At 61.7% G+C, this 13,071-nt stretch carries 13 protein-coding genes and 5 tRNA genes; all 18 read right to left on the bottom strand.

Going from position 1 to position 13,071, the window contains the following annotated elements:
- Positions 1 to 14: 14 nt before the first annotated feature.
- Positions 15 to 90, bottom strand: a tRNA-Trp gene (locus tag LK434_RS00525).
- Positions 91 to 104: 14 nt separating this feature from the next.
- Positions 105 to 254, bottom strand: a complete 150-nt coding sequence (rpmG, locus tag LK434_RS00520) for a 50S ribosomal protein L33 (protein WP_006720939.1) — start codon at positions 252 to 254, stop codon at positions 105 to 107.
- A 284-nt stretch (positions 255 to 538) separates the two neighbouring features.
- Entirely contained in the window at positions 539 to 1,729 is a 1,191-nt protein-coding gene (tuf, locus tag LK434_RS00515) for an elongation factor Tu (RefSeq protein ID WP_006720938.1), read from the bottom strand.
- A gap of 93 nt (positions 1,730 to 1,822) precedes the next feature.
- A tRNA-Met gene (locus LK434_RS00510) sits at positions 1,823 to 1,899 on the bottom strand.
- A 5-nt stretch (positions 1,900 to 1,904) separates the two neighbouring features.
- A tRNA-Thr gene (locus LK434_RS00505) sits at positions 1,905 to 1,980 on the bottom strand.
- Positions 1,981 to 1,985: 5 nt separating this feature from the next.
- A tRNA-Tyr gene (locus tag LK434_RS00500) sits at positions 1,986 to 2,069 on the bottom strand.
- A gap of 584 nt (positions 2,070 to 2,653) precedes the next feature.
- Positions 2,654 to 2,728, bottom strand: a tRNA-Thr gene (locus tag LK434_RS00495).
- A gap of 44 nt (positions 2,729 to 2,772) precedes the next feature.
- A complete protein-coding gene (locus LK434_RS00490) occupies positions 2,773 to 3,462 on the bottom strand; it encodes an NYN domain-containing protein (protein WP_006720937.1) in 690 nt (229 codons plus the stop codon).
- A 3-nt stretch (positions 3,463 to 3,465) separates the two neighbouring features.
- Entirely contained in the window at positions 3,466 to 4,494 is a 1,029-nt protein-coding gene (gene rlmB / locus LK434_RS00485) for a 23S rRNA (guanosine(2251)-2'-O)-methyltransferase RlmB (protein ID WP_006720936.1), read from the bottom strand.
- Positions 4,495 to 4,714: 220 nt separating this feature from the next.
- Positions 4,715 to 6,196: a cysteine--tRNA ligase gene (cysS, locus tag LK434_RS00480; protein WP_006720934.1), complete on the bottom strand. Its 1,482-nt coding sequence runs from the start codon at positions 6,194 to 6,196 to the stop codon at positions 4,715 to 4,717.
- Between the two features lie 298 nt (positions 6,197 to 6,494).
- Positions 6,495 to 6,983 (bottom strand): 2-C-methyl-D-erythritol 2,4-cyclodiphosphate synthase, encoded by a 489-nt coding sequence (gene ispF, locus LK434_RS00475; protein WP_006720932.1) that lies wholly within the window; start codon positions 6,981 to 6,983, stop codon positions 6,495 to 6,497.
- Between the two features lie 238 nt (positions 6,984 to 7,221).
- Entirely contained in the window at positions 7,222 to 8,019 is a 798-nt protein-coding gene (locus tag LK434_RS00470) for an IspD/TarI family cytidylyltransferase (protein ID WP_006720931.1), read from the bottom strand.
- A 55-nt stretch (positions 8,020 to 8,074) separates the two neighbouring features.
- Complete coding sequence (disA, locus tag LK434_RS00465) at positions 8,075 to 9,139, bottom strand: DNA integrity scanning diadenylate cyclase DisA (protein WP_006720930.1); 1,065 nt, start codon at positions 9,137 to 9,139, stop codon at positions 8,075 to 8,077.
- A gap of 160 nt (positions 9,140 to 9,299) precedes the next feature.
- Positions 9,300 to 9,941 carry a hypothetical protein gene (locus tag LK434_RS00460; protein WP_006720929.1) on the bottom strand — a complete coding sequence of 214 codons (642 nt, stop codon included), beginning with the start codon at positions 9,939 to 9,941 and terminating at the stop codon, positions 9,300 to 9,302.
- The gene (locus LK434_RS00455) at positions 9,941 to 10,594 is read right to left on the bottom strand and encodes an ATP-binding cassette domain-containing protein (RefSeq protein ID WP_040360989.1); all 654 of its coding nucleotides are present in this window, start codon (positions 10,592 to 10,594) and stop codon (positions 9,941 to 9,943) included. Before LK434_RS00455 ends, LK434_RS00460 begins: the two co-directional genes overlap by 1 nt.
- Before the next feature lie 67 nt (positions 10,595 to 10,661).
- The gene (locus LK434_RS00450; RefSeq protein WP_040360987.1) at positions 10,662 to 11,483 is read right to left on the bottom strand and encodes a hypothetical protein; all 822 of its coding nucleotides are present in this window, start codon (positions 11,481 to 11,483) and stop codon (positions 10,662 to 10,664) included.
- Entirely contained in the window at positions 11,473 to 12,225 is a 753-nt protein-coding gene (locus LK434_RS00445) for a hypothetical protein (RefSeq protein ID WP_006720926.1), read from the bottom strand. The genes LK434_RS00450 and LK434_RS00445 overlap by 11 nt, the downstream gene beginning before the upstream one ends.
- A complete protein-coding gene (locus LK434_RS00440; protein ID WP_040360985.1) occupies positions 12,222 to 13,058 on the bottom strand; it encodes a hypothetical protein in 837 nt (278 codons plus the stop codon). The genes LK434_RS00445 and LK434_RS00440 overlap by 4 nt, the downstream gene beginning before the upstream one ends.
- Positions 13,059 to 13,071: the final 13 nt, after the last annotated feature.

Below are 13,071 nucleotides of genomic sequence, written 5' to 3'. Positions count from 1 at the left end.
TACGGAATAAAGACTGGCACGCCAGGAAGGACTCGAACCCTCAACAGACGGTTTTGGAGACCGTTGCTCTACCAATTGAACTACTGGCGTGTATGAGAAAGAGACTAACGAGTCTCCTTGTGCAGCGTGTGCTTCTTGCACCAAGGGCAATACTTCTTGATCTCCATGCGATCAGGCATGTTCGCCTTGTTCTTGGTGGTCGTGTAATTACGACGCTTGCACTCGGTGCAAGCAAGGGTAACCATAGTACGCATGTATCTAAACCTCCATGTACTGCCCAATTGCGGGCACGGTCGTTAACAATACCATCGAGTGGGTACTGTTGTCAATCCCAATCGGTATTACCGTATCTGTTCTGCAAAGGAGATTCACATCTCACTCAAGTACCGATATCTGTTACTTGTGCAGAACTCTAGCAGCGCAGATGCGGGAATGCCGTTTGCAACGCTGGATTCATGCATCAGCATGTCACAAGAAAGGACCCGGCACCAAGAGCGGCGCCGGGTCCCTTCAGTACGCCTAAATCAGCGAGTGTAAGTTACTCGATGATGGTGGAGACGATACCAGAACCCACGGTGTGGCCACCCTCGCGGATAGCGAAGCGCAGGCCCTCCTCCATGGCGATCGGGTGGATGAGGTCACCCTCGATGGTGATGTGGTCACCAGGCATAGCCATCTCGGTGCCCTCGGGGAGCTTCACGGTACCGGTAACGTCGGTGGTACGGAAGTAGAACTGAGGACGATAACCATCGAAGAACGGGGTATGACGGCCGCCCTCCTCCTTGGTCAGAACGTAGATCTCGCCGGTGAACTTGGTGTGCGGGGTAACCGAACCGGGCTTGCAGAGAACCTGGCCGCGCTCGATGTCCTCACGCTTGATGCCACGGAGCAGCAGACCGACGTTGTCGCCAGCCTCGCAGAAGTCCATGGACTTACGGAACATCTCGATACCAGTAACGACAGTGTTCTTGGTCTCCTTGATGCCGACGATCTCGACGGGCTCGTTGAGCTTGAGCTCGCCGCGCTCGACACGACCGGTGGCAACGGTACCACGACCGGAAATGGTCATGACGTCCTCAACGGCCATCAGGAAGGGCTTCTCGTTGTCGCGCTCAGGCGTCGGGATGTACTCGTCGACGGCAGCCATAAGCTCGCGGATGGAGTCCATCCACTTCTCCTCGCCGTTGAGAGCGCCAAGGGCGGAGCCGCGAATGATCGGCAGGTCGTCTCCCGGGAACTCGTACTCGGAGAGGAGGTCACGGGTCTCCATCTCGACGAGGTCAATGAGCTCCTCGTCGTCGACCATGTCGCACTTGTTCAGGAACACGACGATGTAGGGCACGCCGACCTGACGGGCGAGCAGGATGTGCTCACGGGTCTGAGCCATCGGGCCGTCGGTAGCGGCGATAACGAGGATAGCGCCGTCCATCTGGGCAGCACCGGAGATCATGTTCTTGACGTAGTCGGCGTGGCCGGGGCAGTCAACGTGAGCGTAGTGACGCTTAGCGGTCTCGTACTCGACGTGGGAGACGGAGATCGTAATGCCGCGCTCGCGCTCCTCGGGGGCCTTGTCGATGTTCTCGAAGGCGGTGAAGTCGGCCTTGCAGCCATCGGTCTCGGAGAGAACCTTGGTGATGGCGGCGGTCAGGGTCGTCTTGCCGTGGTCGACGTGACCGATGGTGCCGATGTTAACATGCGGCTTAGTGCGCTCAAACTTTTCCTTGGCCATGAAGCCCTCCTTCTTAGGTAGCCCCCGGATGGGGCAATGCCCTACTTAACCCTAAGCGGCCCCCTCGTTTCCTTGGAAGCCGCCCTAGTTACCTGGTAGCGGTGACTGGATTCGAACCAGTGACAACACGGGTATGAACCGTGCGCTCTGACCAACTGAGCTACACCGCCAGAGATGGAGCCTGCAACCAGACTTGAACTGGTGACCTCTTCGTTACCAACGAAGTGCTCTACCGACTGAGCTATACAGGCCTGACTGGTGGGGATGATAGGACTCGAACCTATGAACCCAGAGGGAGCGGATTTACAGTCCGCCGCAGTTGCCGCTGTGCCACATCCCCAGTCTGTCAAACTCGCCCACAATCGCCTCGTATTTCGCGGCGTCTCGTGTTCGAGCGAGTGAATAGTAAAACGTGTCCGCGCATCGTGTCAACAAAAGGTTTTATATACACGCGTCCGGGCGTATCTCTTTGCTGGTCAATCCCTATATTGTGGATGTGTTCGACCTGTGATGAGCGTGGATTTTCTCAGCCTCCTTGCATTTGGCGAGGATGCACTTTAGAAGGCCGCAGTATCGCTCTGGGGACGGCTGGGGGAACCTTTCTCGGGCGTCCTTTTTGAGCGCCGTTCCTCACTGCCCTTCTGATCCGTTTCTTCAGCTTCGCGCCCGTACCCGGGTCCTGGCGTGCAGTTGCAAAAGGCCCGGATCCGCAGGGAAACCGGGTCTTCAAGCTCTATGGAGCCAGCGACAGGAATCGCCGCGAGCTTTCGCTCGCTCCATCCGCTGCGGGGCTCCGCCCCTTGCGCGCTACGCTGGAAAACGCATCCGCGTTTCCTCAGCTTCGCGCCCGTATTCGGGTTCGATTCCTAGCGCGCAATAGCAAAAGGCCCGGATCCTCAAAGGAAACCGGGCCTTCACGCTCTATGGAGCCAGCGACAGGAATCGAACCCGCAACCCACTGATTACAAATCAGCTGCTCTACCGTTGAGCCACGCTGGCACTTTGGGCGCACGCGCGCAAAGCCTGTTTAGGATAGCCGAGGTCTAGCGCCCACGCAAGGATTTGAGCTTGGCGAGCGACTCGGGGCTCAACCTGCTGCCAAGCGTGAGCTTGATATCGACGTTCTCCTCACGCGCGCGCTCGAAGTCGCGCTGCATGTCGCCGATCTCCTCGACCAGCATGCGAGCCGAAATGCGCGTGACGCCATGCCCCATGACCGTGGCCTGGATCATCGCATCGCTCGTGACGACGGAGCAGGCCCTCCCCTCCTCGCGCGCTTTGGTGCACAGGTCTTGAATAACAGTATCTGCCGTGACGCCCGTGGGGGAAAACTCCACGCGCACGCCGCCCTGGGGCAGGTTCGGCCGATCGGGCGAGACGTTGCCGGCCGCATCGAACACGACCACCGCCTCGTATTGCCGCCCCGCAAACGCCGCGACGTCACCGATGAGCGCCATGCGGGCGCGCTCGTACACGTCGCTGGAGTACGGATGGTCGCCGCGGTCGAACATGAGGTGCTCGTATTTGGGCGTGGCGTGGATCACGTTGTAGCCATCCACTACCAGCAGCTCCTTTTTCCCCGAGCGGGCGCCGCGCGGCGGAACGGGCGTCGGAGCGGGCGTAAGCCCCGCAAACGCATTGCCGACGCCGTACGTGCTGGCATCGACCATGGGCTTTGCCGAGCCCTCGCCGAAGCGCTTGGCCTTGGATTTGGCACGGTTCTTCTTGGTCACGGCCTACTCACCCACCCGATCGAGCGCCGTCTGGTTACGGCGCAACCACTCAAAGCAGAGGGCCGTTGCCGCCTGCGCGACGTTGAGGCTCTCGGTTGCCCCGCGCTGCGGCAATTTGGTGGTGAAATCACACGTGTCGAGCACGAGGCGCGAGATGCCGTCCCCCTCAGAGCCCATGACGAGCGCCACGCGGCCCTCAAAGGGGGCGTCCCAACAAATGCCCTCGGCATGCTCGGTGGCACCGCCCACCCAAAAACCGGCGGACTTGAGGTCCTCGAGCGCACGGGCGATGTTGGGAACCTGCGCGATGGGCACGTGCATGACCGCACCCGCGGACGTCTTGTACGTGGCAACCGTGACCTCGGCGGAGCGCTTGTTGGGAATGACGACGCCCGCCGCGCCCACGACTTCCGCAGAGCGCACGATGGCACCGAAGTTGCCGGCGTCCGTCACGTGGTCGAGCACGACCACCAGGGCGGGGCGGTCGGCGGGACCGGCAGCGGCGATGATGTCCGCCAGGTCCGCATAGGGGAACTTGCCGACCTCCAGAACGATGCCCTGATGGGCACCGTGGCTGGAAATGGCATCGAGCTGGGCGCGGGCGACGCTCTTGACGCTCACGCCCGCCTCACCCAAACCGGCGAGCAGGTCGCGCACGGCGGGGTCGTTCTCAACACCCTGTGCGATGAGGGCGCGCTTGATGGGAAAGCCGGTGCGCAGCGCCTCGAAGGCAGCACGGCGCCCCTCGATATAGTTGCCCTCGGCGGCATGGACATCACGGCGCGGAGAGGCCGACGCCTGGGCATCGCGGGCGTAAGCGGCATGGCTGCGGGAACCACCCCGGTTCTGAGCCTGGTCCTCATTGCCCTGTCGCCTCGCGGCTGCTCCGCGCTGACCAGCCCGGTTCTTCTGACCGGAATGGGCTTGACGCCCCGCGGACATCGTCCCGCGAGACTGCATGCCGCGCGTGGCTCCGGAACGCTCGGCGCCCCGGCGCGTTGCGTCGCCAGAAGTCCCGTTGCGCTGCTTCATACGTTTTTTCTCCGCCACCGCGGCTCCTTTCCCTGTGTTTCGCTCAACCCCATTGTCACATTGAACCGCCCCCATGCGGCAATTGAAACATCCGCGCGCAGAGGGCGGACACAAAAGCACCGCACCCGGAAAGACGCGGGTGCGGTGCAACATGCCCAAAGGGCGCCTCAAACCTCAAATTGGTGCCTGTCCCTCATCTGAGGCGAATCGCCACCTCAAATTAGTGCCTGTCCCCATTCTGAGGTGTGATGCGGGAGCCGGCGGCGGTGTCCTCGATGGCAAGGCCCATGTCGCGGAGCTGGTCGCGGATGGCGTCGGCGGTCGTCCAGTCCTTGGCGGCGCGGGCGGCGGCGCGGGCCTCGAGGATCTTCTCGGCGGCCTCGTCAACGCTGTCGCCCGTATAGCCCGTAAGGCCCGCAGCGACACCCAGCAGCCCGACCGGCAGCGGCTCCTCGATCACGGGCAGCTCGACGCCCAGTTGCGCAAGGGCGCCGGCGATGACGGCGGCACACGCGCGTGCCGTGACCTCGTCCACGGCGCCGGCGGCCTGCTCAAGGTACTTGTTCGCCTCGGTCACCAGCTGGAAATACGCGGCGATGGCGCCGGCCGTGTTGAAGTCGTCGTCCATGCAGGCCTCGTAATCCGCTGCGGCCTTTTCCATGGCGGCGGTCAGGGCCTCGGCGAGCTCGGCGTTCGGCTCGCCCTCCACATGGTCGGCCGCCCACTTGAGGTTGCGGCAGGTGCCGGCGATGCGCGCGAGCGAGTTCTCGGCGCCCTCGAGGCGCTCCCAGGAGAAGTCGAGCGGGCTGCGGTAGTGGGTCTGCAGCATGAGCAGGCGCAGGGCGGCGGCGGAATGCTTCTCGAGCACCTCGGCCAAGGTGAAGAAGTTGCCGAGGCTCTTGCTCATCTTTTCGCCATCGACGAGCAGCATGCCCGTGTGCATCCACGTGTTGGCAAAGCCCTCGTGCCAGGCGCAGGTGGCCTGGGCGCACTCGTTCTCGTGATGCGGGAACGCCAGGTCAGAGCCGCCGCCGTGGATGTCGATGGGGGTGCCCAGGTAGCGGTGGACCATGGCGGCGCACTCGGTGTGCCAGCCGGGACGGCCCTCGCCCCACGGGCTCTTCCAAGAGGGCTCGCCGGGCTTGGCGGCCTTCCACAGGGCGAAGTCGAGCGGGTCGCGCTTGTCCTCGTTCTCCTCGATGCGCGCGCCGACCATGAGGTCATCGATGTTGCGGCCGGAGACCTCGCCGTAGGAGGGGTCGCTGCGCACGGAGAAGTACACGTCGCCGTTGTCCGCGGCGTAGGCGTGATCGCCCTCGATGAGCGTCTTGATCATGCCGATCATGGCACCGATCTCCTTGGTGGCGCGGGGGCGCGCATCCGGGTCGAGCACGTTGGCGGCACGCATGACACCGATGAACTTATTCGAGAACTCGGTCGCGACCTCTTCGGCCGTGCGGCCCTGCTCGTTGGCGCGGTTGATGATCTTGTCATCCACGTCGGTGAGGTTCTGGGCAAACGTGACCTCGTAGCCGCTCGCGATGAGCCAACGGCGAATCACGTCGAAGCTGATGAACGTGCGGGCGTTGCCGATGTGGATGTTGTCGTAGACGGTGGGGCCGCACACGTACATGCGGACCCTGCCCTCCTCGATGGGGTGGAAGTCCTCTTTTTGGTGGGTGGCGCTGTTGTAGATCTTCATAGGTATCTCCCGTTGGGGCCGAGGCAGGCCATATGGTCCGGCGATCGGGCAGTCCTGCTCGCGCGAAGGGCCCACTGGATCCTTCGGCTCGTGCGGAACTCGCGGCGGACCATATGGCCCACCTCGGCCACATCGTTATCGTTGCTGAATAGTCTATATGAGCGGGGCGTCTTGCAGAAGTGGGGCATCCTCCTCGTTGCGAATGCTTCGAGTGAGCGCTTTTCCAACGTTTGAGGCGCTGAAACGTTGGAAAAACGCTCACTCGAAAAATCAGGAAGGCGGTCCCGGGACGGCCCGCTTAGTTACATCGCTCGAGGAGGCAAACGGACCAGGCGCCGATGCCTTCGCCCTCGCCCTCCCAGCCGAGCTTTTCGGTGGTCGTGGCCTTGACCCCGATGTTCTCCCCGGGACAACCGATGGCACGGGCGAGGTTCTCGCGCATGACCTCGCGATGCGGGCCGATCTTGGGCTCCTGGCAGGCGATGGTGCAATCGGCGTCGACGAACTCGTATCCCAGGCCGCGCGCATGGTCCATGACCGCGGCGAGCAGTTTGAGCGAATCGGCGCCCTCGTAGGCGGGGTCGGTATCGGGGAACAGCTTGCCGATGTCACCGCCGCGGCAGGCGCCCAGGATGGCGTCCGCCAGGGCATGGGCGAGCACGTCGGCGTCGCTATGGCCGAACAGGCCCTTGCTGTGCGGAATCTCGACCCCGCCGATGATGCAACGGCGGCCCTCAACCAAACGGTGGACGTCGTATCCGTGGCCGATGCGCAAACTCGATGCCATAGCGCCCCCTCAACTCGAAACGGTTTCAACTGGTAAGACTATACCCTTTCCACGCAGCTTTACCGATGCAGGCGAAGATGCTGAACTTCCGCGCGGCAGGGCAATCCCACCGGTCGGAGCCGGGGAATTCCTTCGCGAACGTCCTCGGAGGGCGCTCGCGCAGCGCCCTCGTGCGGAATGTTCGCTCGGGAAATCCCCGGCCCCTCCCTACGTCCACCCTGTTGCAAGACGGGTTTCGCTAGCGGCGCTCGCGCAGCGCCGCCTCCACCGGAGCCAGGTCCTCGGGCAACGTCACCTTGAGATTGTCACGCGGGGATTCAAAACCGCGAACGCGGCCGCCCATGCCTTCGACCAGCGAGGAGTCGTCCGTTCCCACAAACCCCACGCAGTCGGCCCAGGTATATGCACGGCGCAACGACTCCGTCCAAAAGACCTGCGGCGTCTGCACCGTCCAGAACTTCGCGCGCGGAGGCGTCTCGACAAAACAGCCGTCCGCGTCGATGATCTTGAGGGTATCGACCGCCGGCTGACCACACACAACACCATCAAGTGCGTGGAGCGAGCAATCGTCAGACGCGCGGCACTGCAGCAACCTGCCATCACTCGACTCTTCCGGTGCGACATCCATACCGTCATCCGCGTCCACCAGCGCCTCGATTGCCGCATCGATGGTCTCGGGCAAAATGAGCGGACGGGCGGCATCGTGAACCAACACGACATCGAACGCATCACCCGCCGCGTCAAGACCGTTTCTCGTTGAATCCTGGCGCTCCGACCCCGAACGCGCGAACGCCACGGGTGTCGAGATCGCATACGGCTCTACCGCAAGCGAGCGCATCTCGTCCGCCTTCTCGGGCGGGCACACCACGACAATGCGATCGACGTGCTCAGCGGCATCGAATGCCTCGAGCGTCCAAGCGATGAGCGGCTTGCCCGCCACGTCGATCAGCAGCTTGCCGCCGGGGTTCCCAAAGCGCGTGCCGGAACCACCCGCGACGATGATGGCGCACGCGCGCGCTTGCGTCCGTTTGCCCATATGCCCTCCAAAAGGAACGCGGCGCCTCGCCGCGCCGCGTGCCGGGTAGCCGTTGTTACGCCTCGCGCTTGCCGCCGTGCATGCGAGCGAGCGAGTCCGCGAGAATCGCCGGGTTGTTCACGCCGAAGTTGCCAAGGCGATCGGGATCTTTCTTGATGTCGTCCATCAGGTCCTGCAGCGAGCCGTACTCATCCACGATGCGTTCGGCAACACCATCGCGCACCACCGAGACACGCGAGAGCGTGCGCAGGCCGAGCGGCGACATGACGGAATCCTCGTCGAGGTCCTCGTAACCCAAAGCCGCGGCGACCTTGCTGGGGCTGGTGAGGTCCTGCGCCGACATGTCCGAGAATATCGTGCGGATGCGCTCGCTGTTCTCCTCCGAGGCATCGGCCGCATAGTCGCGGATCATGAGGTTGTACTCGGTTTCCATGCTGGCACCCGCGAGCTGCTCAAGCTGCATTTGCACGAGTTTGCCCTGGTTACCGAGCTTGGTGATGCAGCTTTGGAGCTCGACTTTCGCCTGCTCCATGATCTCGAAGCTCGAGAAGATGCTCGTAATGTCCGCAAGGGTAACGTAGTCGTCGAGCTCCAGCGTGGTCAGGCGCAGCAGGGCGCGATCGAGCGAGGAGCGCGTGGTTTGCAAGGTGGACACCAGCTGGTTCACGGAGCTCATGATCTCGGTCACCGGCTGGATCTGGTAGGACTTGCCGTCCACGTACACGTTTACGACGCCGCGGCGCTCGGAGACGGAGATGACCGTGGCGTCGGTGAGGACGCTCATGCGCGCGGCGGTACGGTGGCGCATGCCGGTCTCGCTCGTCGAGAGCGACGGGTCGGGGTTGAGGTGGAAGTTGGCGCGCAGGATCTTGTTGAGCCCACCGTCGATGACGATGGCACCGTCCATCTTTGACAGCTCGAACAGGCGGTTGCTCGTAAAGGAGATGTTGAGCGGGAAGCCGTCGTTGCCGGCGGCGAGCACGGAGTCGGTATCGCCCACGCAAATGAGGGCTCCGATGTGCCCCGCGATGATCATGTCGAGGGCGGTGCGCAGAGGTTGCCCGGGAGCGGTCAGGCGAACCGCCTCTTTCATGCGATCTTCAGTGCTCTTCTGCTCCATGGGCGTACCTCCTCAAACGCTCGCTTTGCCCCATTGTCGCACGAATTGCCGCCACCACCAGAGATTTGCAGAAAAGCTATGACGGACTCGGTTGCAGCGCCGACTGGTCAACGTTGGCTGACGCATGGATCGCAAGCACTCTAGGACTGACGCCCCACATCTATTGCAGTTCGATCGATTCGACACGCGGCCACATAGAGAAGATGAAGCGTGTGTGCTCCGCCTCGATGTTCGACCATTGCTCTTCGGTAAACGAATAGTCGTACACCGTATACACGAACGTAAAGCGAATCTCCTCGCCCGCGGGAGCACTCGTCGGCAGCGACCCTCCGGATGCCTCCTCACTCGCACGGTAGTTCACGCCGTTTCCGTACGCATCGCCAATCGCCAGAATAGAATGCAGAAGCTCCTCCAGCGGGTAATCAGCCTTACCGTTGTTCGTGAACGCCAAATCGACTTTATACATCTTGAAGCGCGCCGCCGCCTCAGATGCCTCCTCGTATGCATCGGGACAAATCGTCTGGGCATCCGTATCGCTCAGGTACCCCGCCCCCTCAACGGAAAACAACACGTCCTCCGCTCCGGGATATACAACATCCACTCCCTCGGCAAACGCCAGGGGGTCCCCCAGAGCATATGCACTCGACAGGGCATGGGAGCGAATCGCGACCGCCAAAGCACCTGCGCAGACAAGCGCCAACGCGGCGAGCGCCGCCACACGCCGCCGGGCACGACGACGCCCTATTGCCTTGAGCGCATCCGACGCATCCTTGTCGACTTGCGCAACATGGGTATCACTCATCACGCCGCTCCTTGCCGCTCGATACCGGTCACGCAGCCGCCCCTCATATTGACAATCACATCGGAAATAAGATCGAGCTCATCGCGGTCGTGCGAGGAGACGACGGCCAGCGCCCCCTCCGTTCGCATCTCGTCTATCAAACGCACAACTTCTCGCACCGAGCCGTCGTCCAACGCATTGAACGGCTCATCAAGCAGCACAAGTTCGGGCTTCTCCATGAGCGCCTCGATGATGCCGATTTTCTGCCTCATTCCCAAGGAATAACTCCTCAGCGGCTTACGGCTCAAGGGGTCGAGGCCAAGGCGCTGCATCATGCGCACGATGTCCTCATCGGACGCGATTCCGCGAACCGATGCCACGGATTGGAGGTACCGAAATCCAGAATAGCTCCGAATGATCCCGGGATTTTCGATCAACACTCCCACGCTGGCGGGAAACGACCGCTCCCCCTCATGGAGGGCCTCCCCGTCAACGATCACGCGACCGCCGCTCGGGACAACCAAGCCACACAGAACACGAAGCAGCATGGTTTTCCCCGAACCGTTTTTGCCCCGCAACCCATACACCGACCCGCTCTCCAATTCCAGACATATGTCGTTGAGAACCGTTTCGCCCTTGATCGTCTTAGTCACATGATCGATCGAAACATGCACGGGAATCCCCTTCTTCCATATCACGAAGCAACGAACTCGTTACTCGAATCACTCAACAGCACCATCCTCAAATGACGTCTCTTCTGCGCAGGCGTACATGGGCATATACGCAGCACGAAAGCAGCACGCACACTCCGGCAACAGCACCGAGCACAGCCGATAAACCGCACCCGTACTCAACCGTCCGATACGCCATCATCCAGTTGGTCAGAAATAGTGGCGAACACGAGTACACGCCGACGACCACATATCCGATCGCCACCATGCATGCAATCGGCGTATGTGTCGCCAGCGCCATCGAAGCAAGCGCAAGGCACATGACACATCCGCCAACCAGCTCAATCAGCACCGTGGCGACGAGCTGAGCGCCGCCCCACACGACGACCCCCTGCGACTCAAACAAGATACAGGCGCCATCTGACACCTGCCCCATCGCCGCCGATCCTCCCCAAGCAAGGGCAAACGCCTCGCTGCAGGCAAGGCGAGTGATCAGCGCCAGCAGGGGCCAGATCAACGCAAGTACGCACCGAGACAGCCAGTAATGCGTTCGACTACCCGATGCCATCATCCGCCCGCGCTCAATGCCATCACGCGAGGGCATTGCGAGCATCACCGCCCCAAGGAGAAGAACGAGGATGTTCGTCAGCCACAGCACGGGAATTGAGAACGTTCGACCCGAGGCGAAATACTCCTGCACCATCATTCCTCGGGAAATGTTGTAGAACACATCACCCGCCGTCATGTCGGCGCCCGCATACGCCTGGACCTCACTTGCCGAGGCGAACACGATCAAGATTTCAGCGAGCATGAGCGCCCCGACGTGCAACGGCGCAATACCGGCGCGAGCACGCAGGGACGCATGGTGGGAGGAACGTCGATCAGCAGCCATAGAAGTCCTTATTTCCAACGAGGGAAGAACGAGAAAACAGGTACGACAACACGCCTGCTCCCACAACAAGCAACATGGAGCACGTAAGCGAGGACCAAGGGACGGAGGCGAAGCTCTCGGGGCCCACGGCGAGAATCGGCCCCAAGGTCACCGCATATAGCAAGGAATACGGGATGATGGCCACCAGGCTCCACCACGCTCGCTTACACACCCATCGCCCCCAGACCTCAAACACAAGCAGCACAAAGAGCGCTGAAAAGGCGCTTATTGAGAACGTGAGAAGGGGAACGGGCATCGGCACGGACATCGGCATGCCTGCGCGCCACGCGCCATAAGACGCCGCATCCCCCCAGTTTAGGAATGAAGCTCCCGAAACACACGACAGCACACCCGTCAGGAATAGCGCGCCGAGAACAGCCAGACCCGCCGCCGCCCCCGCGCATACGCACTCCCCCATGGCAAGAGATCGACGCCCTGCCGTGTGCAACAACACGAACCGCGCGTCAAAATCGTTATTGGTGAACGCAAGGAGCGCCATGGACGCTGGAATACCAAGGGCAATGGGAGCAACACGTGGGTCAAGCGCGCCCAGCAGCACATCGACCGCGCAAGCGCTCACTCCAAGATCGACGCTTGCCCAGCCAAACAGATCGTGCATGAGCGCGGCAAGCGCGAAAGCCAGCGAGCCAAGCGCCAAAAGCGCAAAGCCCTTATGTAACCTCCGATACCCCAGCGATCTCATGCCACGTCCGTTCGACGGGCGCACATGCATGTCAGGACCCCGGCAGAAAGGGCGAACATGATTGCAAGCTCACCGACAAGTACCGGTAAGCCGCCCTCGTTGCGCAAGGGATCAATGAGCGTAAAGAGCCCCAGCCTCCCAAGGCCGAATGCGCCAAGCGCCATCGCGACGATATACAAAAACAAAAACGGCAGGACGTGAACAACCAGCCGATACTCCGTCAGAGGCGTCACCGCCAGCCCGAGCGTCGCCATGAGACCACCAGCGACGAACAGCACGCAAATCCAAAGCACCACCCACGCAAGAGGATGGGAGAAGTACACACTGGAGAAAATAGCATTGACACCCGCCACGCAGTGGCCCGACCCGATCACAGGATCGACGACGGGATACACCGTGAGAAATAACAGGAAATTCAAGACAAACGGCAACGACGAGACGACGCCTCCGGACACAAACGTGGCAAGCCATTTTGATGCGTAGTACGACCGGCGTTCAACACGAGAGAACACCGTGACCAAATAGCCGTTGGCACGATCCTCTACATAGGAGGCGGCGTGTGGCAGTCCAGCCAAAACAGGCATAAGCAGCAGGAGCAGGTACCCATGAAACTTGGTACCATCGGCCCCCATCCAGCAACCCCAAAGGAAATCAGGAGCGAAGACCATGGACCCCAGTCGCTCCGCCTCGGCCTCAAAACCAGTAAGATAGCATCCAGCCGTCACCGAGGCGACAAAATGATGAATAGCCAAGGCGCATCCGACCAGCAAGGCCGCAACCATGCCGCTGCTGCTAAAAGCGCGCTTGAGTTCGATTGCGAGCAGCTTGCTCATAGCCATCTCCTCT

Source organism: Collinsella stercoris DSM 13279 (genome assembly GCF_020735465.1).
Classification (GTDB): Bacteria; Actinomycetota; Coriobacteriia; order Coriobacteriales; family Coriobacteriaceae; genus Collinsella; species Collinsella stercoris.
The sequence above is the reverse complement of the archived record's forward strand: the minus strand, read 5'-3'. Positions and strand labels throughout refer to the sequence as shown.